Raw genomic sequence first — 25374 nt, 5'->3', positions numbered from 1 at the left:
GGACATGAGGATGAAGACATGGAGAACACTTGGATTAGGGCTTACGGCAGCGGTGCTGCTGGTCGGGATTGTGGCTTGCGGCAATGAGAAGGATTCTGAGAAAACAGGAAATAATAGTTCTGCAAACAACGAGCAAATAACGGTTAATGTTGCTACAGGCGGTGCGCCGAAACCCTTCTCTTATGTAAACGACAGCAATGAGATCGACGGATATGATATCCAGGTAGTGAAAGCGATCTTCGAAGGACTGCCCCAATACAAACTTAATATTGAGAAAACCGAGTTCCCTTCTATCTTCGCCGGCTTGGACTCCGACCGTTATCAAATCGGTGCCAACAATTTTGCCAGTAACGCAGAGAGAAAAGAAAAATACAACTATTCCGACCCAATCTTCAAAAACCAGTTTGTAATTGCGGTGAAGGAAGACCGCACTGATATTAAGTCCTTTGCTGATTTGGAAGGGAAAACGACAGAAGTCAGTCCAAGCGTAAACTATACAGTTGCCCTGGAGAAGTATAACAAGGAAATGGCCAAAACTCCGGTTGTTCTGAAATACAGCGATGCTGAACTGGTAACCATTCTGCAAAATGTGGAAAGCGGGGCCGATGACTTCAATTTGATTGATGCAGCCATGCTTCAACTTTATATTAAGGAGTACGGATTGAAGCTGAAAGCTATTCCGCTGTCACAGGAGGATACCGATCGGATCGGCGTACCTTATAGCTATCTGATTCTCAGCAAGGGCGGGAACAGCGACCAGCTGCTGAAGGATGTTAATGGGCGGATTCAGGGATTAATCCAAGATGGCACGGTTTCCAAGCTCAGTGAGCAGTATTTGAATGGCGATTTTGCTCCAGAAGTTCAGTAGAGGACATCCCATATGCCTAATATATTCGATATTGAATTGGTTTTTACACTGATTCCCAAACTGTTGAAGTATTTGCCGGTTACGCTGGAACTGACGGCAATTTCCATGGTGGTGGGGCTCCTTCTGGGGCTCCTGCTCGCCATCATCAAGATGAAAAAAATACCTGTGCTGTATCAGATCAGTGTGGTATTCATTTCTTTTATCAGAGGAACGCCTGTCCTGGTTCAGCTGTATTTGTCTTATGCCGGTATACCGCTGGTATTGAAATATTATAATTACTATCATGAAACAAGCTATAACGTGAATTCTATTCCCTCCATTTTCTACGTGCTGCTTGCTTTGTCTTTGAATGAAGCAGCTTACAGCTCCGAAATCATCCGGGCAGCCCTGCAGTCTGTTGACAAAGGCCAGATCGAAGCGGCGCATTCACTGGGAATGACCTATGGCCAGGTCTTAAGACGGATCATTCTTCCCGAAGCCTTTATCGTAGCCCTTCCTACGCTTGGGAACGCCTTGATTGGGCTGATGAAGGGAACCTCGCTTGCTTTTGTCTGTTCGGTAGTGGAGATTACAGCACAGTCGAGAATTCTGGCCGGGAATAATCTGCGTTTTTTTGAGTCCTATTGCTCACTGGCCTTGATTTATTGGGCGATGACGATAGTCATTGAACAGGCGATTGCCTTGCTGGAGAAGCGGCTGGATATTGACTTCAAGAGCTTGAGGAAACGAAAAGGAGATGTGATCCTTGATTGAGATTCGCGGGTTAACGAAATCATTCCATAAACACAAGGTCCTGGATCATATTGACTTGACGATTCAAAAAGGGGATATCGTGGCGGTAATCGGTTCATCAGGCGCCGGCAAGTCCACCCTGCTGCGATCCATCAATCTGCTTGAGGTGCCGGATGAAGGGATCATCAGGATTGACGAGCTTCAAGTGGATATCTCCAGGAAAAACAAAACGGATGTGCTGGAGCTTCGGAGGAGCACGGCCATGGTGTTTCAGCAATTCAATCTGTTCCGGCAGAAGACGGCTCTGGAGAACGTGATGGAGGGCTTGATTGTCGTCAAAAAAATAGCGAAGGAAGAAGCGCGGAAAACGGCTGCTCTGCATCTTGGAAGGGTTGGTTTATCCGACAGAATGAATCATTATCCCAAACAGCTGTCAGGCGGGCAGCAGCAGCGTGTGGCCATTGCCAGAGCATTGGCTATGCAGCCCAAAATCCTTCTGTTTGATGAACCCACCTCAGCACTTGATCCGGAGCTGGTAGGCGAGGTGCTGGATACCATCAGGAAGGCGGCGGAGGAAGGAAATACGATGCTGCTGGTTTCCCACGAAATGAATTTTGTCCGCAAAGTGGCTACGAGAGTGCTGTTTCTTGATCAAGGCGTGATCCTGGAGGATGGATCGCCCGAGGAAGTATTTTCACATCCGAAATCCGATCGCACCAAACAATTCCTGACTAATTATTATCGCGATCAGGAACCGGAATTTACAATTTAAAAGAGGAACCACAACTAAATAACAACTTTTTTAATGAACCCTATTGCAATGTGTACAATACCGAGTATAATACTTGGTATATAGAGATTAAGGAGTCGGTACACATGTCAGTCGATGATTATCTGGATCTTCTTAACTACGCTAAAGCAATTAACGATGGACAGTGGCAGGAAGAGATTATAGAAAGTTTGAAGAACCTGAAGGCTTCCACTCCATTGGAGAAAGATGAACAAAGTGTAAGAGAACTGTGGAGTCGCTTTGATGATGTTAACGCTAGTTTATTGGATTTGTTCAATAAGTTGCGTGAAAATGAGGGCTCAGGTGAGCAATCCCGCTGGAAAGAAGAGATCTGGGAGCTTAAACTGGAGAGGGTTAAACTGTCTAATAAGATTCAAAAAAAATATATACGGACTATTTAGAAAATAAAAAAGGCATGCAGTTAGTCTGCTCTGCCAAGGCTTGCGAAGGTTTCAAAATAATGAATTTAACAATTGAATTACTTAGACATTTGCATGTTTTCACGCATCATTGTCATACACATTGTCATCATTTCATCGCAGCTTTGCATTTTCTTCATCATCATGTCCATATCCATGCCTGTTTCCATCATACCCATTTCAGACATTTTTTCCATGCACATTTTCATAGAATTCATCTTGGCCATCATGTCTTCCATACACATATTCATCATCATTTCCATACACATTTTTTCCATTTGTATACACCACCTTTCAAATATTATCAATTCATTTACTCTTATATCAGTTACTCTTATAAAATACTATACTTCTCTGTAATTATCAATTCTAAACTTATTTAAGGAGGCCCGTGTCTATGACATGGGCCTCCTTTTTTCGGCTGAAACTTGCCCAGGTCGGCCATGAATATGTGGTGATAGGCAATGGGCTGGGCTTTCGATATTTTCCGCAAGCATATTGAGCAGATTCAGCTGGCGCTTACGGATGGAGTGGAAGTCTTCGGCTTTTGTCCGTGGTCGGCCATTGATCTGGTCAGCACACATCAAGGATCAAGCAAACGCTACGGCTTTATTTATGTGGACCGCGAAGAGTTTGAACTGAAGGAGCTGCGCCGCGTGCGCAAGCAGAGCTTCTACTGGTATCAGCAGCTGATAGCCTCGCACGGAGAAATCCGCTGACCCCATGCCGGAACTTGCCGATGACGGAATAGAGACATCCCCAATCCCCGGGATCGGTGGGTACTGATTAAGGAAATAATGATCAGCCAAGCCTAAGCAGCGCCGGCTGCACCTTGTAGGCAATGTGCAGCCGGCGCTGCTATTTCAGCGAATGATAGTCCACATTACTTCTCATTGTCTTTTATCCGTTGAATTCTAAAGCGGTGTACTCTATCTAATTCTGGATAGAATCTATGATTAGTATGGTAAGTTCTTTATTTTTGCTATAGGAGGGGACCGGAGGTTAGTGTAAAATAGCATTGTCTATGTAAACGGTTGCATTGAAAAGTGCAGTCAACTACCGGAAAAATGCAAATACGCTAAAGGAGTGTCCAATCATGAATGATCCCAAACCTAATCAACCCCTTGTGACCCACATGTATACCGCCGATCCATCCGCTCATGTTTTTGAAGGTGAAATCTATGTCTACCCTTCACACGATCTCGATCATAATGGACCAGATAACGACAATGGTGACCAATATGCCATGGAGGATTACCACGTATTGTCCATGAGAAACTTCGATTCTCCTGTTGTAGATCATGGAGAAGCTCTGCATTTACGTGATATCCCTTGGGCCTCAGCCCAGCTGTGGGCACCGGATGCTGCGTACAAGAACAATCTGTACTATCTGTTCTTTCCGGCACGTGATCATGATGGAATCTTCCGGATTGGGGTGGCAACGTCCCCTTCGCCTGCAGGACCCTTTAAGCCGGAGATCGATTATATCAAAGGCAGCTATAGCATAGACCCTGCGGTGTTCGTCGATGAGGACGAACAAGCCTATATGTATTTCGGCGGCCTCTGGGGAGGGCAACTGGAGAAGTGGCAGACCGGCACCTTCGAAGCGTCGCAAACCGAAGGCCCTCCGGCGGACAAGCCGGCGTTGGGGCCGCGTGTGGCCCTGCTAAGCGACGATATGCTGTTGTTTAAGGAGGAGCCGCAAGAGATTTCGATTATTGACGAAGAGGGGAACCCTATTCTTGCGGGTGATGAGAATCGAAGATATTTTGAAGGCCCATGGGTTCATAAATATAATGATTATTACTACCTGTCGTATTCGACTGGAACAACACATAAGCTGGTATATGGCATCAGCCGGAGCCCGCAGGGTCCTTATACCTTCCAAGGAACCATTCTTACTCCTGTCATCGGCTGGACCACCCATCATTCCATTGTCCAGTTTGAAGATAAATGGTACCTCTTCTATCATGACTGCTCCCTGTCGGATGGCGTCAACCACAAACGTTGTGTGAAATATACGGAACTGAAGTACAATGCGGATGGAACCATTCAAACGATTCAACCTTATCAAGAATAGGACAAAGTGAAGTTCCGGTTAACAGAAAAGCGCCAGCCGCACATTGCACCGTAATGGCAATGGGGCTTGGCGCTTTCAGTCGCTTGAACTTAAGGTAACCCGCTTCCTAGCGGACCGCATAGCCGCTAAGTCGCCAAAACAAGCCCTAAACAGAGGTTTTTTTGTGGGAGGGCTCCTGAGTCCCTTAGTAGTCTGAAAGTGAAGCGCAGGTTACGGGCGACGGCCTTCCTTTGTTATTCTTAGCCTCCTTGTCGCGCAGTGTTGTATGACAGGCTCGGACGAGTAACACATGGAAAAAAGGGGGCCCTAAGTAGTAAACTTCTTTTTGATAAAAAAGAACGAGGTTTAGTACCATTTGCACCAATAAGTTTTTTTTCAATGTTTTGACAGCACAATAGGTTATAAGAATTGAGAGGCGAGCATATTGACTGAGAAAAAATGGTTATCTATATTCATATTGTTTATAGTCTTATTGTCGGGTTAGAACTCTGAAGTCTTAATAAATACAATCTTTACACCGATAATGTAATTCTGATGGTTTGTGGCAATATATGCCCCATAAGCACCGTCTCCGATACCTGTATGTGATACTACACCTCCATCTATAACTCCAGCTTCAAGACTACTTTCAGTAATATCACAACAAGCAAAGTACCAATCACTATCTCCCTGCGAATCCAGCTCCTGAGGTACAGCATCAGGGATTCTATACTTGTTGATGTCAAAAATCCCTGCTTGCCCACTATCCACTCCAACAATAAAATGACACTTCACCCATTCCAAATATTCCGCTTGTTCAGCAACCGAACTATGGCAAGCCATTAATTTGGAACACGCTTCGCCCCAATCTCTAACTTCTGTCTTCTCTACTTGACTGACCCATGTTCCATTTAACGCTTTATCAAGCACACCCATAATAATAGTTTCTGTATTTAGCTCATAACACGGATCAGATACAACCAATTTGCCAGAAGTAATTTCAAAATTTCCCAATTGAATAATCATAAGAGCTCCTCCGATAACTGTATAAGTATTTATAAAAATAGATCTTTCAATCATTTTACTAGATGTTCAATAATGAAACGAGCAGATTATAATGAATAACCCTAAACGGATAAAAAAACCTTTATTCGAAGGATTACGAATAAAGGTTTAATTTTTAAACCACTCTTCCTTGGGCTTGTACACTGGGTTTGCCTTGGATCTGGAAAGATAAATTGCCCTTCATTATGGGAATCCCCTCTCTGCCAAAAACGTCAGTATACTTGTATGGATTCCTCAGGTCAGCCGATCCAGATCCGCTCTGAGCAATAATCCGAGGAGTTTCTGCCGATCATAAGTTCAAATTCTCCAGGCTCGAAGACAAGCTGATCGTCCTTGCCATAGAACATCAGCATGTCCTTGGTGATCTCGAAGGAGACCACCTGTTTCTCATGCGCTGCCAAGGACAGCTGGCGGAAGCCCTTCAGCTCTTTGACCGGACGTACGACACTTGCACTGACATCATGGATATAGAGTTGAACGGTTTCTTTGCCGGCGATGTCTGAAGTATTCTCCACCTCAATGGAGGCGATAATCTGATCGGACGCCTCAGCCGCTTCAACCGCAAAGCTGTTGTAAGCAAAATGGGAATAGCTCAAACCATAGCCGAAGCAGAATAGCGGGTCATTGGGACAGTCCAGATATCGGGTTACATAACGGACTTGCGGGTAGTTGGGATCATAAGGGCGTCCTGTTTGATAAGCGTTGTAATACACAGGAATTTGCCCCACCGTATAGGGAAAGCTCATGGACAAACGTCCGGACGGATTATAGTCTCCGAATAGAACATCGGCTAGCGAATTCCCTGACTCTGAACCCAGAAACCAGGCTTGCAGCAGCGCGTCACTGGCCGCAAGGATAGGCTTCAGCTCCAGCGGCCGGCCGCTGAATACAATGGTGACGATTTTTTTGCCGGTATCTTTCAGGCGCCAGATCAGCTTCTCCTGATTGGCCGACAGGCGCAGGCTGGTCTTGCTGCCGCCTTCCCCGGTATCCTGCTGATTCTCGCCGACAGCAGCGAGAATGACATCGCAGTCCTTCAAGCGGTGATACGCTTCTTCTACTTCATCCTCCACATCAAAGATACCCTCCAGCATGCTCCCCAGCTCATTCGTCATGGCCGTGAGAATATCGCCCTCAGAGGTTTTGTTAGAAATACCTGTGTGGAGCGATACCGCCGGATCCTTCTCCGTCCCGGCCCAGCCGCCCAGCACATGAACGGAGGTGGCGAAGGGACCAGCCAGGCCAATCTTCATGCCCCGTTTAAGCGGCAGAGTCTCATGGTCATTCTTCAGCAGCACAACCGAGCCGGCGCCCAGCTCCCGCGCAGCCTGCAGATGCACCGTGTTGGGTTCAGCAGCCTCATCCACCAGTGGATCAGCATCCTTAAACGGATTGTCGAACAGACCCAGCGCATCCTTCAGCTCCAGCACCCGGACCACAGCTTCGTCGATCAAAGCGACATCGAGCTTGCCTTGCTCCACCAGATCTGCACCATGATTGAGATAGTGAGTAGACATCATCTCGATATCAAGCCCGGCAGCCAGACTTTTCTCCGCTGCTTCACGTCCATCTTGAGCATTGCCATGGGGGATCAGCTCATTGACAGAATTGAAGTCGGCGATGGTAACGCCGCTAAAGCCCCATTCCTCCCGCAGAATACCGCGGAGAAGCTGTTCATTACCGCTTGCCGGTATACGGTCTATCGTATTGAAGGCGACCATCACCATGGATACCCCGGCATCTACGGCTGCTTTATAGGCAGGCAGATAAAAGTCACGCAAGACACCGGAGGACATATCGACCGTATTATATTCGCGGCCGCCTTCAGGCGCGCCATAAGCGGCGAAATGCTTCACACAGGCGGCGATGCGTCCTTTTTCCTTCAGGTCTTTGCCCTGATAGCCGCAGACCATGCTCTCGGTAACCCGGGCATTCAGATAAGGGTCCTCGCCGGAGGTTTCCATGACGCGCCCCCAGCGCGGATCGCGTACGAGATCGGTCATGGGTGAGAAAGTGACATGAATACCGGCAGCCGCACTCTCCTTGGCTGCAATCTCGGCAAATCTTTCACAGGCCTCCAGGTCGAAGCTGCAGCCCATCGCCAGCGGAATCGGCAAGATGGTCCGGTAGCCGTGAATGACATCGGCCATGAAGAGCAGGGGGATCTTCTGGCGGCTCGTCTGCAAATGCCGGGTCTGCAGCCCGATCACATTCCGTGCTCCAATGCCATTCAGGACGCTTCCAATATTCTTCATTACTTGTGGTTTAAGGTTAAGCTCCTTGAACGGACCCGTTAAATCCACGGTATCGTCCAGACCCCAGTAGTAAGGACCAAGCTGGGTCAATTGGGCCAGTTTCTCGTCCAGTGTCATATCCTTCACAAGATCTTGGATAAACGGTTTAGTCATGGTTAACTCCTTCTTCCTGAGCACACTGAAAGTTATTGGGATAAATAAATGTGCAGTTCCGTGTCCGTGAGCGCAAGCAAGGTGCTTTTGGCAATACTTAAGGCTCCCGGGCGATACGGATTGGAGAGGACATGGCCGGTAACGGCAACGCCTCCGGCACGCAGCTCCGGTGTGCGGGATGGGCCTGAGCTGATGTGATATACAAAGGTTAGCGTACGGTCGAAACATTGATACGTGAAGCGCAGCCCATCGAGGCTGGCCGGAAGCACCGGATCAATGACAAGCGCATCGGCAGCGAAACGGATTCCCAGGATGCTTGAGATCAGCTGATTGAGGTAAATGCCGGGGCCGCTGGAATACAAGCGCCAGCCGCCTTTCACTTGGACGCTGCCGGTTCGCAGCTGGTCGAAATTCTCCTGATAGCTGTAGCGGTCAGGGAAATCCCCGTCCGAACTGCTGAAATACATATTGCTCTGACGCAGCTGCGCATTAGGGACGCTGTCGCGGATGTTGATCGGATTGATCTGGAACAGACCTTCCCAGGCACGGTCCGCTTCGCCCAGCTTGGCGGCGGCTTCAAGATAGCGGATATGGGCATGAACATATTGTAAGCTGATTTCACGGCCGACGCTGGCAGCCTGCTCGGCGCGGCGGAAGATGGTGCTTACGCCGCCTTCATAGCGGGCCGGACGGTCCATCAGCCGCACGCCATCCGGGCAACTCAGGTGCTCATCGATCAGACGCAGATTGGCTGCCGCCTGCCCAGGGTCCACCAGTTCGGCAATAATGCTGCGTGTCATCGGCAGCAGGCGATAGTGGATGCCGGTATGATTGTCCTGCGGATGAAGCATATATTCGATAGTCTCCGCGTCTTGGAAGTAAGCGAACCCGGCAATGACATCATCCTTGATCAGCAAGGTCTCGAAGGAAGCCTTCATCTCCTCAGCCATCCCGGCAAGTCTGGCGGAGAATTCAGGATCGACTGCTGTAACCTGCGACAGGTTGCGGATGACCTGGAAGGCCAGAGCAACAGTCCAGGCGCTCACCAGCTTGGTCTTCATTGCTTCATCGGCAGGCTGCAGGGTATCATCCCAGTCGCCTCCGGCATAATTGATCAGGGCTGTGCCTGGAAGGAAGCGCTTGCAGATTGTTTCTACAGCTGCTCTGACATGCTCCAGAACGGATTCGGCCTGCCGGCTCGGCAGGGCATCTGCCTGATGGCGGTAGGCAACCTCTTCATGGAGAATCGAGTGGTCTCCTGTAGCCATAATATAATCGCCGATGCATTTAAGCGGCCATAGTACAACATCGCCATGCCATTCATGCGACTGGACCGGATGCTGATCGAACATAAACCATTGCGGCCACTCCCGGCTCTCCCACAGCTGGTGGGCGTAAATCTCCAGCAGTACGTTTCGGGCCAATTCATAATGCTGGGTCATCAGGAAATACTCCATCGGTCCCTGGCACACATCCCGTGTGCCCCATGCTGCCCCGCCCGGCTGCTCAAGGCCATGCGGCACAATAAAATGGGTCATCGCATTATGCGTATACCACCATACGGTTTCATTCATAGTATCAATCCGTACCTGTTCCGCTCCTTCAATCTGGAGCTGGAAGCGGGAGGTGAAGGCCTCAAAGAATGCTCTGTACTGTGCTGCTTCGGTTTCCAAGGTGTAGGGAGACAGCAGCGGGAGGCTCTCCGTGTGCCCTAATCTTCCCTGCATCACAAGCTGGAAGCCAGAGGACTGCGCTATCGAAATTGTAAGCAGAGTCCCGTTGCGCGGCAGGCCATCTGTATAGAACATCCGGTCATCGCCGAAAGTGTACGCGGTGTCCGGCAATTGAATGTCATAATGCAGGCCGGGATAAGGATTATTCCGCCACGCATCTTCATCTGGCGAAATCTGCAGAATTCCGTTGTCGGCGCTGACTCTCACCGGACGCTGGAATTCATGTTCTCCCACTACAAGCTGGCTGGTAACCAGGCAATCGTAGGATCTGCCTAGCTTGGACTGGACCTGCAGAACAATATCCGGTTGATTGGCTGCGGCAAAGCTGGTGACCGTCAAGGTATCGTCATTCAGCTTGTAATGCCATTTGGCACAGTTAACACCCATCTCGTAAGCCGCCGGCAGGGTGAGGATCTGATAGACACCCTCCTGGCGGATATAGATGCGCTGTCCGGTATTTTTGAGAATATTCAGCAGACCGCGCGGGGTGGAGAGCAGCTTATGAAAAGAGGTATTGCCCACCACCGTCTGCCCGTTGAAGATACCGTACATATAATTGGTGGATGTAATCAGGTTGGTATTCACTTGCTTGTTGTCCAATAGGGTTGTGATGATATGCCCGTGCGGACGTTCAACCAAGAGTTCCTTCGGCTGCAGAACGACATGGACGTGGTCCAAGGTGAAGAAGGACAACAGCTCACCATCCTGGTATTCTTCAAGCTTGCGTTCAGGATAAGCCGCATCAATCTCAGCCTGCGACCACTGGGGAGAAACATAGGGCTGGCCAATTTCACCACTGAGCTTAGGCGCCTCACCGTCCTGCACAGTATCACTCCGGTTCCAATCTATCGCGGCATAAGCTGCCTGCAGCTCGGACTGAAATTCAAGTGAGGTTACTGCAGCAGGATGAGTCGGGCGGAAAAGGCCATAGAAGGCAAACTGGACGGGCCCCGTCAGCTGTATTTGCTCTGTTTGCAAACCCGTATAGGATAGCTCATATTGATAATTCTGGCAGGGCAGGCCGCTGTGCAGGACTTGGGGAATATGCGTGGCCTTATAGGATAAGCCGAAGAACTGCATGCCGTCCGTTGAATAGCCAACTGCCCGGGTCCCCAGCACACCTTGCTGCAGATAAGGAAAAGCAGTGCCCTGCGGCTGGTTCTGGCGTGAGCATACGGCATAGCCGTGGGCACCTTCCCAAATGCTGTGATCGAGATATTGACTCATATACAGCTCATTGGACAACACGCCGCCTTGTTCAGCGACTCCGATATCCTGTCCATAGATCACATCAACCGTTTCCCCGTTTCCCGAGAGCTGGATATGCCAGAACCAAATTCCATCCGCAGCAGGAGCAAAAGTTACACGATAATTAATCGTTTCTATAGAGCCATCGAAGATCAGCCGTTCGTGGTTATAAGACAGCTTGGAGCCGGAACGGATTCCGAGCAGAGGATAGCTGTCAATGCCTTGCGCCGTATGCACACGCAGATAAATATTGTTGGCCGAGCCATCCATTGGATTTCCTTGGAACTGATTGATGAGGAATGGCGCATGGGTGAATTCGAAGATGTCTCCTGTTGGCAGGAAATGGTACCTGAAATCATCGCGAATCAAAGTAATTATGTTGGTTTGTTGTGTGAAGATCATAACAACCCTCTCTTTCCAGTGCATGGATATGACATGTAAAGGGAATAGGGAATGAATAAACAATAGAAACGTTTCCATTATTGATACACCTCGATATTAGTACCAAGCCTGAAAATTGTCAATAATCATTGGAATAATGGCTTTTTTTGAACATTTCACGGATAAAGTGTAATAATAGTCCTTGAAAATTATAAATAATAATAATTGACAGCGCATACATTTCGGGAGTATGCTCTTCGCAAGGGGATTCACAAATAAATGATGGAAACGTTTCTATACCGTCCGGTACGCTCTTTATCGTTAAATTGGAGGTGGGATCATTGACAAGATTAAAGCATACAGGTGGGAATATTGTCAGGGAGTTGATAAAGAACAAAATTCTTTTTCTCATGCTGCTGCCTGTGATACTGTATTTCGTGATCTTTAACTATGCGGTAATGCCTGGGGCATATGTTGCATTTGTGGATTACAATCTCAATAAGGGTATTTTTGGAAGTAATTTCATCGGGATGAAGAACTTCGAGTTCTTGATTCAGAATGGTGATCTCTGGAATATTACGAAAAATACACTGCTCTATAATCTTGTCTTCCTCGTCTTGGGCAATGTCATTCAAATTGTGTTTGCCATTATGCTGTCCGAAATATCGGGCAAATGGTTCAAGAAGGTCTCCCAGTCGGTCATTCTACTTCCCAACTTCATTTCCATGGTTATCGTCGGTGTATTTGCCTACAATATCTTCAATTTCAACTCCGGGTTTATTAATACAATGTTTGCGAGCGCCGGGCTGGACCGTTACGAGTTCTACTCTGATCCGGGCATCTGGAAATATATCATTGTAGCCTTCAAAATCTGGGCCGGAACCGGCTACGGCATGATCGTCTATCTGGCAACTATTACAGGAATTAATCATGATTTGTATGAGGCAGCCTATATGGATGGGGCCACCACCTGGCAGCGGATTCGGTACATGACCTTGCCCATTCTGAAGCCAACCTTTATTCTGCTGCTGCTGTTCGGGATGGGCGGGATTCTCAAAGGCTCCTTCGACCTGTTCTATAACCTGATCGGTACCAACTCCGTGCTGTATCCGCAGACGGATATCATTGATACGTATGTCTTCCGTTCCTTGGTAGGGCAGTTCAACTTCTCCATGGGTGCGGCAGTGGGCTTCTACCAATCCTTATTCGGTCTGATTCTGGTGCTGGTGGTTAACTTTATCGTACGCAAGGTTGAACCGGACAGCGCATTATTCTAAAAATATAAGAATTCATAGGCTTTGCGCTATAAGCCGTTTCTACTTGGTCCAGATAAGAAACAGGGGTGAGAATAATGGAAAATACAACCAAACAGGACTCCGGCAGTATCTTAATTAAAGGGATCAGCTATGTTTGCATCACCGTCTTTGCGCTGATTTGTGTATTTCCTTTTGCTCTAATGATCTCCTCCTCGTTCATGAATGAGCAGGAAATCGTCCGCGAGGGCTACAAGCTGCTGCCGAAGGAATTTTCCTTCAAAGCTTATGAGATGCTGCTTAGCAATTCTACCCAACTGGTGAATGCTTACCAGGTAACTATTTTTATCACCGTAATCGGGACCGTGCTTGGACTGTTTATGATGTCGATGGCCGGGTTTGTGCTCAACCGCAAGGATTTCAAATACCGCAACTTCTTTTCCTTCTTGATTTACTTCACGACGCTCTTTAGCGGCGGCTTGATCCCAACGTACATTCTGATGGTCAAGCACCTCCATCTGAAGGACAGCTTGTTCGCCATGATTCTGCCGGCAGTGGTAGGCGCCTGGTCCATCTTCCTGATGCGCAATTTCATGAAGGCGATTCCCGATTCCTTATATGAATCCGCTACCATTGACGGTGCAGGCGACTTCCATATCTACTGGCGGATCTTTGTTCCCTTGGCGGTTCCTTCCCTGGCTACCATTGGCCTGTTCTCGGCTCTGGGCTTCTGGAATGAGTGGTATAACGGGATGTTGTATATGGATACTCCCGCCAAATATCCGCTCCAATACTTTTTGCAGCGAATGGTCAACCAGACCAACCTTGGGAATCTGATCAACTCGGGGGCTGTTATTAATACGGCTGATCTTCCGACGCAATCCATCAAGATGGCAACTGCTGTTCTGGCCACGGGGCCAATCATTCTTCTGTATCCATTCGTGCAGCGTTATTTCGTAACTGGCCTTACCATCGGGGCTGTAAAGGGTTAATGGACGTCTTCCCTTAGGGGGCGTTTATTATAAATGAAAGATTCATAAATAGAAAAGAAAAGGGAGGCTTACCTAATGAAAGGTAAAAAAATTATGTCTTCTTTAATCGCTGTCCTCATGCTTAGCGGGGTATTGACAGCCTGTTCATCCAAGAATAATGAGACCAGCACTTCTCCAGCAACTACTGGAACTCCAGAAACTACTACGAACACTGGTGGTGTGGACACATCGAAAGAAGCGAATTTGGTCTACTACCTGTGGGGCAGTGAAGGGGTTCGGAACAAGGAAATTCTGGCTGAGATTAATAAAAAGCTGAAGGCTGATCTGAACGCTACCCTTGAAGTGAAGTATATTGATTGGCCCGATATTGCTACCAAATACCCGCTGTTGTTCGCTTCAGGTGAAAAGTTTGATATGTCGCATGCTTCTCCTGGAGCTCCGGTTTCCTACTTTACATTGGCAAGTGAAGACGCTCTGGTGGACATCACCGAGATGCTTGACACAGTTGCTCCTAAGTTGAAGGCGGAAATTCCTGCAAGTGTCTGGGAAAATACCAAATATAAAGGCAAGATTTATGGTGTTCCGAGTCTTTACAGCGAGTATACTCCTGCCGGTTATGCTTACCGTTCTGACTTGCTGAAGAAATACGGAATGGAAAAAATCACCTCTATTGATGATCTCGTTAAATATATGGATAATGTGGTTGCCAATGAATCCTTCCCGCCGATGAACGGCAAAGCTGAAGATGCGGCGAATATGTTCAGAATGCTGGTAGACACCACGGATATGTGGCTGAATGCACCTGGCATTTCCTTGAATGAACTGAATCTGGTGACCAAAAGTCCAGAAGACTACAAAACGGTCTTCCATCCGGCCTACACCCAGGAATTTGAGGATTGGGCTGTGAAGATGCGCGAGTGGGCGGATAAAGGCTATTGGAGTAAAGATGTTCTGTCCGCAACCCTTGGTAGCAAGGATAACTTCCGGGCAGCAAACTCCGCAGGTTATTTGACTCATGCCCAGGACTGGATCGGCCAATATGGAGCAGATTTACTGGCGCAGCCGGATTCAGATCCTTACTTCTTCACATTCGCTGAGGCCAACAAGAAAATCAAACGCAAGATGGGCGTAGACAACTCGACCGTGATCAGCACCAATTCATCCAATCCGGAACGTGCTCTGATGGTCATTGAGAAGTTTATGACCGATGAGAGCTATTACAACCTCATTCAATACGGCATGGAAGGCGTACAATACGTCATGGAAGACGGAGTCAAGAAGAACCCTCCAGGCTTTGATGAAAAGAAGGACGGCGGAGGTTTCGCTGCCTGGTCTTTGAGAAATGACAAATTCGTGGTTCCAAGTGATACGGAAAATCCTGTCCGCAACACCTTGTTCGCTGAATGGGATAAAGTGGCGATTGATGATCCATACAATGGTTTTAGCTTTGATCCGGCGAATGTGACTACGGAAATTGCCGCCATCTCCAACGTGAATTCACAGCTTGGTATCCAGCTGATGCTTGGCAAAACAAGCAAAGCCCCTAAAGAAGCAGTTGCGGATTACCGCAATCAACTGAAAAAAGCAGGAATTGACAAGGTCATTGCCGAAGTACAGAAGCAATTGGCAGAATTTGTACCTGTCAACTAAAGCAAGTTAAAAGATGTGAGGGAGCTATAGTTATATATAGCTCCTTTACCCGTAAATGGGGGAGTATAGTGAACGTGAATATCAAGGATATCGCGCGGATTTCCGGTGTTGGCATCTCGACGGTCTCCAGGGTGATCAACAATAAGGGACTGGTGAGCAAGGAAACACGGGAGAGGGTTCTGAATGTGGTCAAGGAATACAATTATATTCCCAATTCCAACGCGCAGAATTTGAAAACTACGCAATCCAAGAACATTGCACTCATGGTCAAGGGGATTACCAATCCCTTCTTCGCCAATATGATCAGAGAAATCGAACGGCAGGTCAATCTGCGGGGTTACCCGTTTCTTATCCAGCAGGTAGAGGATGGAACGGATGAGATCAATGCAGCGATTCAATTGGCGAAGGAGAAGAATCTGTGCGGGATTATCTTTATGGGCGGAACCTATAACCATTCCGAAGAGAAGTTCAAGCAACTGACGATTCCTTTTGTGCTGACGACGATCACCTCCACGCAGCAGGTGGACCCTGCCATCTTCTCCAGTGTCATCATTAATGAATTGAGGGAGGCGTATAAGGCTACCAATTATTTGATCTCACTCGGGCACAGGAATATCGGTTTCCTGGCTAAGTCTCCTTTATTGGATGAAACCACGGGTAACCGCCGGTATTTGGGCTACAAAAAAGCATTGGAAGAGCAGGGGCTGCCCTATGATGCCGGGCTGGTTGAGGATTGTGAATACAGCCCCAGCTCGGGATTTAACGCCGCACGAAAACTGCTCAACAAGAACAAGGGACTTACGGCTATTTTTGCCGCTTCCGACACGATTGCGATCGGTGCGGCCAAAGCTGTGCTTACCGCGGGTCTGTCTATCCCGGATGACATCTCCATCATTGGATTTGACGGGATCGAGATGGCTGAATATTATCATCCTTCCCTGGATACGATCAGCCAGCCGGGTACGGAAATGGCATTATCCAGCGTGGGCGTTCTGTTTGACCTGATTTCCGAGCAGTCAGGCAATCAGCATATTGTCTACGATGCGGTATTGCTCAAACGTGGCTCCTGCAAGATGATCACAGCTCGTTAAGAGCTGACTATAAACCGTTATTGGAGTGGTATTCATTATGCAAGATACGTTGAGAATAGGTACGATCGTACGTGGCGGAGAAGCCGTCACTGTTATTCCGCAAATTGTTCAGCATGGATTCGAATCGTTTAACCTGAATTTCTGGCAGACCACTGGCGAAACCAATCTTGTAGAAACCGCTGCAAGACTGAGGGAACTGGCGGCTGAGCATGATTTCGTCATCTCTTCCGTTGGCATCTATGGCAATCCGCTCGCAGCTGCGGGCGACAATGCCGACACACTCGCCAGCTGGGAGCGTTTGATTGATCATGCCCATTTATTCGGCACAGATATTATAAGCGGCTTCACCGGCCGTCTGCCCGGCCTATTCATTGATGAGTCCATACCGAGGTTTACAGAGGTGTTCGGAGAACTGGCGAAGAGAGCAGCTGACCGGGGTCTTCGGATTGCTTTTGAGAATTGCGCCATGGGCGGGAACTGGCAGAGCGGCGAGTGGAACATTGCCCACAATCCTTCAGCCTGGGAGAAGATGTTCAATGCCGTTCCGGCAGACAACCTGGGGCTGGAATGGGAGCCCTGCCACCAGATGATTGCACTGATTGATCCGATTCCACAGCTGCGCAAATGGGTGGACAAGGTATTCCATGTGCATGGCAAGGATGCCACCATCGCCTGGGATATCATTAAGGAATACGGCATCCATGGTCCGAAGCCTTATGTGTGGGACCGGACCCCTGGCTTCGGGGATACCAACTGGGTCGATGTGATCACCATCCTGCGCCAGGCCGGCTACAAGGGCACAATCGATATCGAGGGCTGGCATGACCCTGTTTACCGTGACGAGCTTGAAATGACTGGCCAAGTCCATGCGCTGAATTATTTGAAGTATTGCCGTGGCGGCAGCTTCGTGCCTAATCCGGTAGTAGTACCGACGCCATAAGAACGGGGCTGCCCCCAAGTCGATTTTCTAGGACTGGGGACAGCCTTCTTGCTTTTTAATGATTGTAGATTCGCTTCCCGCTTACACAGTGGAGAGGCTAGTAATTTAGGATTAACGCCAACAAGCTGAAGAAGTATAATAGAAAGAGAGTGCTTACAAGGGTATAAAAAACAATCAAAGGAGAATTTCAAATGAAACAATCAATCTTTGATGATTTTGAGTGGATTAACAAAAGCAATGCAAACTTTGTAGCTGACAAACTGATTATTGAAGCGCCAGCTGAAACGGATTTCTTCTGTAATAATGGTGCCATTTCCGAAACAGGAATTACCCCGGAAAGCCTATGCAATGCACCATTTTATTACAAAGAGGTAACCGGAGATTTTGTTATGCGTGTTCAGGTTTCGCATGATTTCAAGGATATTTATGATTCGGCGACGATTATGGTGATGCAGGATTTTCAAGTATGGGCCAAAGCATGCTTTGAAAAGACAGACTTTGATACACATGCTGTAGTTAGCGTTGTAACCAATCATACTTCAGATGACGCCAATGGCTGCAATATTAACGGGAATACAGTATGGCTACAGGTTGCAAGAGTAGATAATGCATTCTCTTTCCATTATTCGCTTGATGGGATCAAGTTTGATATGATGCGATTCTTCAGTTTGCCGGTGGATAAGACCCTTAAGGTTGGTCTTGTAGCGCAGGCACCAACGGGCCAAGGCGGAGAGCGGATTTTTCAAAACTTGTCATTGATAAATAAGACGGTAAAGAATATCCGATCTGGCGAATAAGCCTCAAACAGCTACATACAGAATTATATGGATGTTATTCGTTGGGGCTGTCTCAGAAGTAGATTTCTACAAGAGAGACAGCTCCTTGTACGTTCCGGGGGAAACCTGTAAATGTACAGGCTTTTGGCAGAAAACCTGCGAATTAAGAAGAATGCCTGCAAAAGTGCAGGTCTTTCAGACTAAAGTTACTCCAAAGGCGGTTTGGCTCGAAAAAGGATGCACTTTCGCAGGTATTTGAGTATTGCTGGTGCTGGCGGCTAGAAAAGATGTATTATTGCAGGTATTTTACACACCGCGCACGTCCCGAGCATATGCACTTACGCCCATCCACTCACCCGCACGTACATCCATCTACTCACTCCACGTTAGCACTACTTCGCGATCCGTCCGTTAGGACGGTATCCCAATTCCGGGACACCACCCTTATATAAGCTAAATAAGCACATAAGTGGCTCTCAAGGGACCATGAACCCCTACAACAAGCTGCATTTCAATATCGGCAGAGTTAGAAGGACCGGAGATGAAATTAATGGATGAACCTATCGGCTCTCCGGCTTCAATTCGCCGGTTTAGAGCTGCTGCTGCCTGAGTGGAGCGAAGCACAAGCCTTTTTTTCTCAATAATCGCAATATAATGGGCAGGCAGAAAATGGAGGGAGCGTCCTTGATCGGGGCGACTCTCCACGACAATCGTTGCTGACTCAGCCAGTGCATAGTCGGCGAAGATAATCGCGGTATTGGCCGATTCGGAGCGGATAATATTCTGCTCCCTTCCAGCCGCTTCTTCCCAGACGAACGAATCCGGGAATGTTAACTTATATTCGCCAAACCGTGCATCTCCGGAAGTGATTACCATGCCTCCGCCATTCGCCTGTATCAGATCATCCAAGGTTCTCTGCAAGATCTCTGGATTCGATTCTATCACCTGAGTGTGGATGAACAAGCACTGCTCCTTAAGAATCTCTATCAGATCGTCAGTTGTTAAACTGCCATAGCTGTGTGGGATCAAGTCCTGCATGTCGGGTCGCTGAACGTCATATCTACGTTCTCGCCCCAGCTTAGAGGCGATGGTGTTTAGAAAAGAATCCTTGTTGGATGCCGTCATTTGTCAGCTCCTCCTTTACGTTTGTCAAGCCAGGCACGGAAGCTGTCCTGCTGCTTGACCGGTTGGCTAAGATCACGAGCGTTGATCCAGCCGCGGACCAGGCCCGGTCCTCTTATAATTCGTCCATGCTTGCTTATCAGCTGGCTTGCCGGGTTCGCAAACCGCAGTGCTTTGCCGAACAAAGCTGGAGAAGACAGCAGACGGCTTGCCGTCTTCATTTGGAGTCTTTCCATGGCACCGGTTCTTTTTTCCTCCACGATTTTCTGACGGTGCATGATAAGCTGCTCGTGAAGCGGGATCTTAACCGGGCAGACATCTGTACATGCTCCACACAGGCTGGAGGCGAAAGGAAGCTCTTTGTAGTCATCGTATCCACCCAGCAGTGGGGTGAGTACAGCTCCAATCGGACCTGGATAAATGGAGCCGTAGGCATGCCCGCCAATATGACGGTAGACAGGGCAGACATTAAGACAGGCACCGCAGCGGATGCACTGCAGGGCTTCGTTGAATTCGCTTCCCAGAATATCGGAGCGGCCGTTGTCCACTACAACTAAATGGAACTCTTCGGGACCATCCGTCTCCCCGGTTGCCGAGGGTCCCATCACGGTAATATAGCTGGTCAATTTCTGCCCTACGGCACTTCGGCAGAGCAGATTATCCAGCACCTCCATCTCCTCCAGCGTGGGCACGATTCGTTCCATGCCCATCACAGCAATATGCGTCTTCGGTATGGCGGCTGTGAGATCCCCGTTGCCTTCATTGGTAACCAGATTAATGGCTCCCAGATTAGCGACGGCAAAGTTGCAGCCTGTGATCCCGACATCCGCATCCAGAAACTTCTGCCGCAGTACCGTCCTTGCGAAACGGGCGAGGTTCTCGGGACTTTCGTCGCCGGTATATCCAAGCTTCTCTGTGAATACTCTATGGATTTGCCTCCGGTCTTTATGCAGCGCAGGGGCCACAATATGCGAAGGCGGGTCCCAATCATCGATTTGGAGGATATATTCACCCAGATCGGTTTCGATCAGCTCGCAGCCGGCTTCAATCAGGACACGGTTCATTTCAATTTCCTCGGTTACCATCGATTTGGATTTGACGATTTTTTTAGCCTTTTTTTGTACAATGATGTCCCGGATATAGCTGCTCGCTTGTTCTTTGGTTTTGGCAAAATAGATATGTCCGCCCTTGTTCTCAATGTTAGTTGCCAGTTGCTCCAGGTAATAATCCAGATTCTGCAAAGTGTGCTGGCGGATTTGCTGACCTAGGGTACGCCACTGCTCCCAATCCCCAAGAGAGGTGGCGGCTGACAGGCGTCTGGTCTTAAGGCTGTCCTGAGCTGAACTTACTGCGCTTCTCATGAAAGTATCACCGAGGCCTTCTGTACTCCGTTCGCTGAAATTCCGTTTATCTGTTTGCAGGCTCAAGTTTAGCTTCCTCCTTTAGCAGCAGCAGCCTGTTGATGGTTCAGCACTTCTGCAATGTGCATTATTTTTACGGGTTGACCCTTGCGGGACAGGCGGCCACCAATATTCAACAGGCATCCCATATCTGCGCTGATTAGAATGTCCGCTCCGGTTTCGACGACACAACCGCATTTTTCATCGACCATTTGCTCGGAGATTTCCGGCATTTTCACCGAAAAGGTTCCACCAAAGCCGCAGCAATTATCGCTGTTTTTGAGCGGCTCCAGCTGCAGTCCCTTTACCTGTTCAAGCAATTGGAAGGGGGTTTCCTTTTCTCCCAGCAGTCTTGTCATATGGCAGGAACGGTGGTAGGTGGCGGTTCCTTCAAGCCTTGCACCAACATCGGTAATGCCAAGCACCCGTACAATGAACTGGGTGAACTCATAAGATTTCTCTTTTAAAGCAACCGCTTTCAATTCCCACTCTGGATCTCCTCTGAATATTTTCGGGTATTCATGAAACATAGCGATACAGGAGCCGGACGGACCCACGACATAATCGGAGTTCTCAAAGGCAAGCATCATGTTCTTCATAGCAAGCTTAGAATCTTCCAGATAGCCGCTGTTATATGTGGGTTGACCGCAGCACACCTGCGAAGCCGGATAATCGATTTCACAGCCCAGCCTCTCGAGAACTTCAACCATAGCTATTCCGACATTCGGGGTCATAAGGTCAACTAAACAAGTCGAAAAAATACTGACTTTCATTCCTCTACCTCCCATCGCAACCTTAATAAGAATAGCTTAACTCAATAAGTCAATGAAAAACAACACAAAAACAAATAAAAAATGTGAATGTTGTTGACAAAAAATGTTGACAGCGTTTACAATGTGTAAAGAGCGAGTGGAATTATCTACCTTGAGGGGGAGAGACAGTGGAAAAGCATTTGATGTATATCAATGGCCAGTTTACAGAATCAGAAGGCAAAGAGTGGATGAATGTAACCAATCCATCCACAGATGAAGTCATTTCACAGGTTCCCAAAGCTACAAGGAATGATGTGGTTCGTGCTATTGATGCAGCGGAAGCAGCACAGTCTGCCTGGGAAGAAACACCTGCGGTAGAGAGAGGCAAGTACCTTCATGCAATTGCCGATGGGATTCGGGCCGAGGTTGATGCCCTTGCCAGACTGATTTCAGAAGAAGTAGGCAAGACTTTGGAATTGTCCACGGTAGAGGTTAACTTTACAGCGGACTACATGGATTATATGGCAGAATGGGCACGCCGCTATGAAGGAGAAATTGTTCAGAGTGATCGTGATAATGAGAATATTTTTGTTTTTAAACGGGCGATTGGGGTAACAACAGGCATTCTGCCGTGGAATTTCCCTTTCTTTCTTATCGCCAGAAAAATGGCACCGGCTCTAATCACCGGAAATACGATTGTAGTCAAGCCTAGTGCTGAATCTCCAAACAATGCTGTGGCCTTTAGCCAAATTGTTGACAAAGCCGGCCTTCCCAAAGGGGTGTTCAACCTGATTACGGGCAGAGGCGGAGAGGTCGGCAATGAATTGGCCAGCAACCCAAAGGTCGGGATGGTCAGTCTTACGGGCAGCGTTCCGGCCGGGCAGAAGGTGATGCAGGCGGCTGCCGAGAATATCATCAAGGTCAGTCTGGAACTTGGCGGCAAGGCGCCTGCCATTGTCATGGAGGATGCCGATCTGGATCTGGCAATCAAGGCGATTGTGGATTCCCGGGTGATCAATACAGGTCAGGTCTGCAACTGTGCGGAGCGGGTCTATGTGCATGAGAAGATCAAGGATGAATTCACCACCCGTCTGGTTGAGGCCATGAAGGCGGTGAAGTATGGCGATCCGCTGAAGGATAAGGATATCCATATGGGTCCGCTGATTAACAAAGCGGCACAGGATTCCGTGCAGCAGAAGGTGGACCGCGCAGTAGAAGAAGGGGCCACAATTGCCTTGGGCGGTAAAAAGGTAGAAGGAGCAGGCAGCTTCTTTGAGCCGACGGTGATTACCGATGCCACCAATGATATGGAAATCGTGCAGGAGGAAATTTTCGGACCGGTGATCCCCATCATTTCTTTCTCTAACCTGGATGAAGCGATTGCACTCGCCAATGACAGTGAGTTTGGATTGACCTCTTCGCTATATACCCAGAATCTGAACGTTGCTATGAAAGTTATCAAACGTCTCAAATACGGGGAAACCTATATTAACCGCGAGAACTTTGAAGCGATGCAAGGCTTCCATGCCGGCTGGCGGAAATCCGGCATCGGCGGCGCTGACGGCAAACATGGGTTAAACGAATATCTGCAGACTCACGTTGTCTATCTGCAGTATGACAAATCGATCAATTAGATCAGCTGCAGATGAATAGGCAAGTATCCGATACGGCCCGAAAGGGCCGTATTTTTAATGGCTCAATCTTAAAATCAGCGGTTGCTATCTGTGAATGAAGCCGCTACGGGTTCGGAGGGTTCTTGCGATCGCTGTTAAAGCCCGATTTCTTGATTGGAATAGGATTATAGGTTGAAATCGGTCTTTAAAGGCGAACACTATCGTTTCTCCAGAATACCTCCGACCCTACGCTCTGTTCACTCTTATAGTCAACCGCTGATTTTGGTTTTGAGCCTTATGAAATTAGATGCAAAAGTGCATTTAATTTAAGCTGGAAGTGCTGTTATTAGACAAATAAGTGCGAATCCGCAACTATTTTAGGTTAAAATTCCTATTTAGCGTTAAAAATCCTAAATTAGATGTGTTTTTGCACTTATTTGCTCCAAAACGGAAAAAATCGGCGAATTAGATGCGTATCTGCACTTAAATCGGTAGCTGGACTTAGGTGGTGATCAGACTTTGCTGCTCCTATCCTACTGGGACCTAAATAGTAACTATTAGTGTAACTCTTTTAATAGTAGACAGCAGATTTTAGGAGCAGGATAGAGCTGTACATAATCCACAGGGAGAAAGGATGCAGGACATGAAGAAAAATAACGACTGTATGTATTGTATGGAGGATGAAAGACGGGACAACCTTATGATTGAGGTGGGTCAGCTGGAGGTTTCGACCGTATTTCTGTTCAAAGAGCAAACGTATAAAGGCAGATGCAATGTTGTATATAAGGATCACGTAAAGGAGCTATTTCTGCTCACAACAGAAGAATTATCGGCATTCATGAATGATGTCCAAAAAGTGGCTGCAGCTATGGACAAGGCTTTTGGGCCAGATAAACTGAATTATGGAGCTTACGGAGATAAGCTGCATCACCTTCACATGCACATCGTCCCTAAATATGAAGACCAGAAGGACTGGGGTTCCACCTTCCAAATGAACCCTGGCGATACCTATTTAAACGACGAAGAATATGCTGAAATGATAGCGCAGATTAAAAAGCATTTATAATGTACTGATTCGATCGGACATGACCTAAGTGGTTCGTTCCATACACAGCCGCAGGTGTTTTTCGGTTCTGTGTGGGGCGATTAGGTCTTTTTTTATGAATTCTTTCGATTTAACGTTCTCAGAGAGAATAATTAGATTCTAAGGAATTACTTGGGCTTTAGCTTTGTGCTTGGAAATAAGGTTCCCTTAATCATTAAGAAGGAAATGTAAAGATGAGGCCGAATTTATAAGGGTAGTGAGTACATCATGTAGAGTACTGGTTCAGTATTTGGAGGAGTCAATTTCCAGAGGTGCCTTGAAGCTCACTGAAGAGATGAAGTGCATCTTTAAAGCCCTGCAAATAAATGCTGCTCTCAAGGATAGATTGAAGAGAAATCTGGGCGTCTTCGTACAGGAATAGAGTGTGCTGCATTTCATCAGGGACAGCTTGCTTGATTTGTTGGATACAGGAGTTACATTCTGCGGACAACTCAGTATAATCAGGGTTTGAACGGGAAAGGGTACTGTATAACGTTTCTAAGCGATGCGAATCATAAGCTGGAGGGAACGGAATTGTTGAAAAGCAACCTGAGAGTGCTAATGGCTGAACACCGAATAGACGACATAACCGAGTTAATGGACCGGTCCGGGCTGAGCCGAAACTCGATTAACAAACTATATAGAGAAACAAATCTTGAATCCATTAAGTTGGAGACCTTGTTTAAGCTGTGTGATACGTTCAAGTGTAAGCTTTCGGATTTGATTGAGTATGAGCCTGAAGAATGATGATTCTTGGATTGTATTAATGAGAAATGAATAATTGGGTCTGTCTTAAAACGAGCTGTCCAATAGCCATGGAAGTGGGTGTTGGGCAGTTTTTCGTATTCTGAGGTAGTTGAAAGATATCTATCTACACCACTTCGTGTCAATCCGCCTCAGTGAAAGAAATTAGAATGAATTTAATGATATTACACTGGATTTCGGAGGATGATTTTGATAGGTTAAGCCTTAAGGACATTTCATTACCTGCAGATTAA

Annotated in this window: 22 protein-coding genes and 1 pseudogene; 15 read left to right on the top strand and 8 right to left on the bottom strand. The window is 47.6% G+C overall.

The genetic code is table 11. The features are described 5' to 3' along the window. The first annotated feature begins 10 nt into the window (after positions 1-10). From B9T62_RS22235 to B9T62_RS22220, 4 genes are all read left to right on the top strand, one after another. Positions 11-868, top strand: coding sequence for a transporter substrate-binding domain-containing protein (locus tag B9T62_RS22235; protein WP_211296340.1), 858 nt, complete (start codon positions 11-13; stop codon positions 866-868). Between the two features lie 12 nt (positions 869-880). Then, on the top strand, positions 881-1621 hold the full coding sequence (locus tag B9T62_RS22230) for an amino acid ABC transporter permease (RefSeq protein ID WP_087917298.1): 741 nt from the start codon (positions 881-883) through the stop codon (positions 1619-1621). Next, positions 1614-2372, top strand: coding sequence for an amino acid ABC transporter ATP-binding protein (locus tag B9T62_RS22225; RefSeq protein WP_087917297.1), 759 nt, complete (start codon positions 1614-1616; stop codon positions 2370-2372). The genes B9T62_RS22230 and B9T62_RS22225 overlap by 8 nt, the downstream gene beginning before the upstream one ends. A 104-nt stretch (positions 2373-2476) precedes the next feature. After that, a complete protein-coding gene (locus tag B9T62_RS22220; RefSeq protein WP_087917296.1) occupies positions 2477-2791 on the top strand; it encodes a hypothetical protein in 315 nt (104 codons plus the stop codon). A gap of 77 nt (positions 2792-2868) precedes the next feature. Here the strand turns inward: B9T62_RS22220 and B9T62_RS22215 are convergent, their stop codons facing one another. Continuing rightward, on the bottom strand, positions 2869-3087 hold the full coding sequence (locus tag B9T62_RS22215; protein ID WP_087917295.1) for a hypothetical protein: 219 nt from the start codon (positions 3085-3087) through the stop codon (positions 2869-2871). A 207-nt stretch (positions 3088-3294) separates the two neighbouring features. On the opposite strand from B9T62_RS22215, the pseudogene B9T62_RS22210 reads away from it, so the two are divergent. Both B9T62_RS22210 and B9T62_RS22205 read left to right on the top strand, forming a co-directional pair. Continuing rightward, positions 3295-3528: pseudogene (locus tag B9T62_RS22210) on the top strand (family 1 glycosylhydrolase); the annotation flags it as partial. Positions 3529-3905: 377 nt separating this feature from the next. Beyond that, entirely contained in the window at positions 3906-4889 is a 984-nt protein-coding gene (locus B9T62_RS22205; RefSeq protein ID WP_087917294.1) for a glycoside hydrolase family 43 protein, read from the top strand. 480 nt (positions 4890-5369) lie between these two features. On the opposite strand, the gene B9T62_RS22200 is transcribed toward B9T62_RS22205, so the two are convergent. From B9T62_RS22200 to B9T62_RS22190, 3 genes are all read right to left on the bottom strand, one after another. After that, positions 5370-5894 carry a DUF4241 domain-containing protein gene (locus tag B9T62_RS22200; RefSeq protein ID WP_087917293.1) on the bottom strand — a complete coding sequence of 175 codons (525 nt, stop codon included), beginning with the start codon at positions 5892-5894 and terminating at the stop codon, positions 5370-5372. 278 nt (positions 5895-6172) lie between these two features. Then, positions 6173-8341 (bottom strand): beta-glucosidase BglX, encoded by a 2169-nt coding sequence (gene bglX, locus B9T62_RS22195; protein ID WP_087917292.1) that lies wholly within the window; start codon positions 8339-8341, stop codon positions 6173-6175. Between the two features lie 32 nt (positions 8342-8373). After that, entirely contained in the window at positions 8374-11724 is a 3351-nt protein-coding gene (locus B9T62_RS22190) for a GH36-type glycosyl hydrolase domain-containing protein (RefSeq protein ID WP_157793965.1), read from the bottom strand. 311 nt (positions 11725-12035) lie between these two features. Here B9T62_RS22190 and B9T62_RS22185 point away from each other — a divergent pair, with 311 nt between their 5' ends. The 6 genes from B9T62_RS22185 (at position 12036) to B9T62_RS22160 (ending at position 18426) form a co-directional block, all read left to right on the top strand. Further along, entirely contained in the window at positions 12036-12980 is a 945-nt protein-coding gene (locus B9T62_RS22185; protein ID WP_425436596.1) for an ABC transporter permease, read from the top strand. A 74-nt stretch (positions 12981-13054) separates the two neighbouring features. Next, a complete protein-coding gene (locus B9T62_RS22180; protein WP_087917290.1) occupies positions 13055-13948 on the top strand; it encodes a carbohydrate ABC transporter permease in 894 nt (297 codons plus the stop codon). A gap of 75 nt (positions 13949-14023) precedes the next feature. Beyond that, entirely contained in the window at positions 14024-15598 is a 1575-nt protein-coding gene (locus B9T62_RS22175; protein WP_087917289.1) for a DUF3502 domain-containing protein, read from the top strand. 74 nt (positions 15599-15672) lie between these two features. Then, positions 15673-16689 carry a LacI family DNA-binding transcriptional regulator gene (locus B9T62_RS22170; RefSeq protein ID WP_087920368.1) on the top strand — a complete coding sequence of 339 codons (1017 nt, stop codon included), beginning with the start codon at positions 15673-15675 and terminating at the stop codon, positions 16687-16689. A gap of 37 nt (positions 16690-16726) precedes the next feature. Further along, entirely contained in the window at positions 16727-17629 is a 903-nt protein-coding gene (locus B9T62_RS22165) for a sugar phosphate isomerase/epimerase family protein (RefSeq protein ID WP_087917288.1), read from the top strand. A 191-nt stretch (positions 17630-17820) separates the two neighbouring features. Continuing rightward, positions 17821-18426, top strand: a complete 606-nt coding sequence (locus B9T62_RS22160; RefSeq protein ID WP_087917287.1) for a DUF1349 domain-containing protein — start codon at positions 17821-17823, stop codon at positions 18424-18426. 432 nt (positions 18427-18858) lie between these two features. Here the strand turns inward: B9T62_RS22160 and B9T62_RS22155 are convergent, their stop codons facing one another. The 3 genes from B9T62_RS22155 to B9T62_RS22145 are packed head-to-tail and all read right to left on the bottom strand — an operon-like array spanning position 18859 to position 21700. Continuing rightward, the gene (locus B9T62_RS22155) at positions 18859-19530 is read right to left on the bottom strand and encodes a LutC/YkgG family protein (protein WP_087917286.1); all 672 of its coding nucleotides are present in this window, start codon (positions 19528-19530) and stop codon (positions 18859-18861) included. Next, a complete protein-coding gene (locus tag B9T62_RS22150; RefSeq protein WP_087917285.1) occupies positions 19527-20954 on the bottom strand; it encodes a LutB/LldF family L-lactate oxidation iron-sulfur protein in 1428 nt (475 codons plus the stop codon). The genes B9T62_RS22155 and B9T62_RS22150 overlap by 4 nt, the downstream gene beginning before the upstream one ends. A gap of 2 nt (positions 20955-20956) precedes the next feature. After that, positions 20957-21700 (bottom strand): (Fe-S)-binding protein, encoded by a 744-nt coding sequence (locus B9T62_RS22145; RefSeq protein WP_087917284.1) that lies wholly within the window; start codon positions 21698-21700, stop codon positions 20957-20959. Positions 21701-21867: 167 nt separating this feature from the next. On the opposite strand from B9T62_RS22145, the gene aldA reads away from it, so the two are divergent. Next, on the top strand, positions 21868-23313 hold the full coding sequence (gene aldA, locus B9T62_RS22140; protein ID WP_281257642.1) for an aldehyde dehydrogenase: 1446 nt from the start codon (positions 21868-21870) through the stop codon (positions 23311-23313). A 622-nt stretch (positions 23314-23935) separates the two neighbouring features. Further along, positions 23936-24358: an HIT family protein gene (locus B9T62_RS22135; RefSeq protein ID WP_087920366.1), complete on the top strand. Its 423-nt coding sequence runs from the start codon at positions 23936-23938 to the stop codon at positions 24356-24358. A gap of 277 nt (positions 24359-24635) precedes the next feature. Here the strand turns inward: B9T62_RS22135 and B9T62_RS40820 are convergent, their stop codons facing one another. After that, positions 24636-24911 carry a DUF6809 family protein gene (locus tag B9T62_RS40820; protein WP_087917283.1) on the bottom strand — a complete coding sequence of 92 codons (276 nt, stop codon included), beginning with the start codon at positions 24909-24911 and terminating at the stop codon, positions 24636-24638. Here B9T62_RS40820 and B9T62_RS22125 point away from each other — a divergent pair. Continuing rightward, positions 24911-25123, top strand: a complete 213-nt coding sequence (locus B9T62_RS22125) for a helix-turn-helix domain-containing protein (RefSeq protein WP_087920365.1) — start codon at positions 24911-24913, stop codon at positions 25121-25123. The genes B9T62_RS40820 and B9T62_RS22125 overlap by 1 nt on opposite strands. Positions 25124-25374 lie beyond the last annotated feature (251 nt).

The organism is Paenibacillus donghaensis, assembly GCF_002192415.1.
Taxonomy (GTDB): domain Bacteria; phylum Bacillota; class Bacilli; order Paenibacillales; family Paenibacillaceae; genus Paenibacillus_AQ; species Paenibacillus_AQ donghaensis.
The sequence above is the reverse complement of the archived record's forward strand: the minus strand, read 5'-3'. Positions and strand labels throughout refer to the sequence as shown.

Excerpts from the sequence above, each read along its gene's own strand:
- B9T62_RS22235 (WP_211296340.1), top strand. The coding sequence starts at position 11 with ATGAAGACATGGAGAACACTTGGATTAGGGCTTACGGCAGCGGTGCTG.
- B9T62_RS22230 (WP_087917298.1), top strand. The coding sequence starts at position 881 with ATGCCTAATATATTCGATATTGAATTGGTTTTTACACTGATTCCCAAA.
- B9T62_RS22220 (WP_087917296.1), top strand. The coding sequence starts at position 2,477 with ATGTCAGTCGATGATTATCTGGATCTTCTTAACTACGCTAAAGCAATT.
- B9T62_RS22215 (WP_087917295.1), bottom strand. The coding sequence starts at position 3,087 with ATGGAAAAAATGTGTATGGAAATGATGATGAATATGTGTATGGAAGAC.
- B9T62_RS22205 (WP_087917294.1), top strand. The coding sequence starts at position 3,906 with ATGAATGATCCCAAACCTAATCAACCCCTTGTGACCCACATGTATACC.
- B9T62_RS22200 (WP_087917293.1), bottom strand. The coding sequence starts at position 5,894 with ATGATTATTCAATTGGGAAATTTTGAAATTACTTCTGGCAAATTGGTT.
- bglX (WP_087917292.1), bottom strand. The coding sequence starts at position 8,341 with ATGACTAAACCGTTTATCCAAGATCTTGTGAAGGATATGACACTGGAC.
- B9T62_RS22190 (WP_157793965.1), bottom strand. The coding sequence starts at position 11,724 with ATGATCTTCACACAACAAACCAACATAATTACTTTGATTCGCGATGAT.
- B9T62_RS22180 (WP_087917290.1), top strand. The coding sequence starts at position 13,055 with ATGGAAAATACAACCAAACAGGACTCCGGCAGTATCTTAATTAAAGGG.
- B9T62_RS22175 (WP_087917289.1), top strand. The coding sequence starts at position 14,024 with ATGAAAGGTAAAAAAATTATGTCTTCTTTAATCGCTGTCCTCATGCTT.
- B9T62_RS22165 (WP_087917288.1), top strand. The coding sequence starts at position 16,727 with ATGCAAGATACGTTGAGAATAGGTACGATCGTACGTGGCGGAGAAGCC.
- B9T62_RS22160 (WP_087917287.1), top strand. The coding sequence starts at position 17,821 with ATGAAACAATCAATCTTTGATGATTTTGAGTGGATTAACAAAAGCAAT.
- B9T62_RS22155 (WP_087917286.1), bottom strand. The coding sequence starts at position 19,530 with ATGACGGCATCCAACAAGGATTCTTTTCTAAACACCATCGCCTCTAAG.
- B9T62_RS22145 (WP_087917284.1), bottom strand. The coding sequence starts at position 21,700 with ATGAAAGTCAGTATTTTTTCGACTTGTTTAGTTGACCTTATGACCCCG.
- B9T62_RS22135 (WP_087920366.1), top strand. The coding sequence starts at position 23,936 with ATGAAGAAAAATAACGACTGTATGTATTGTATGGAGGATGAAAGACGG.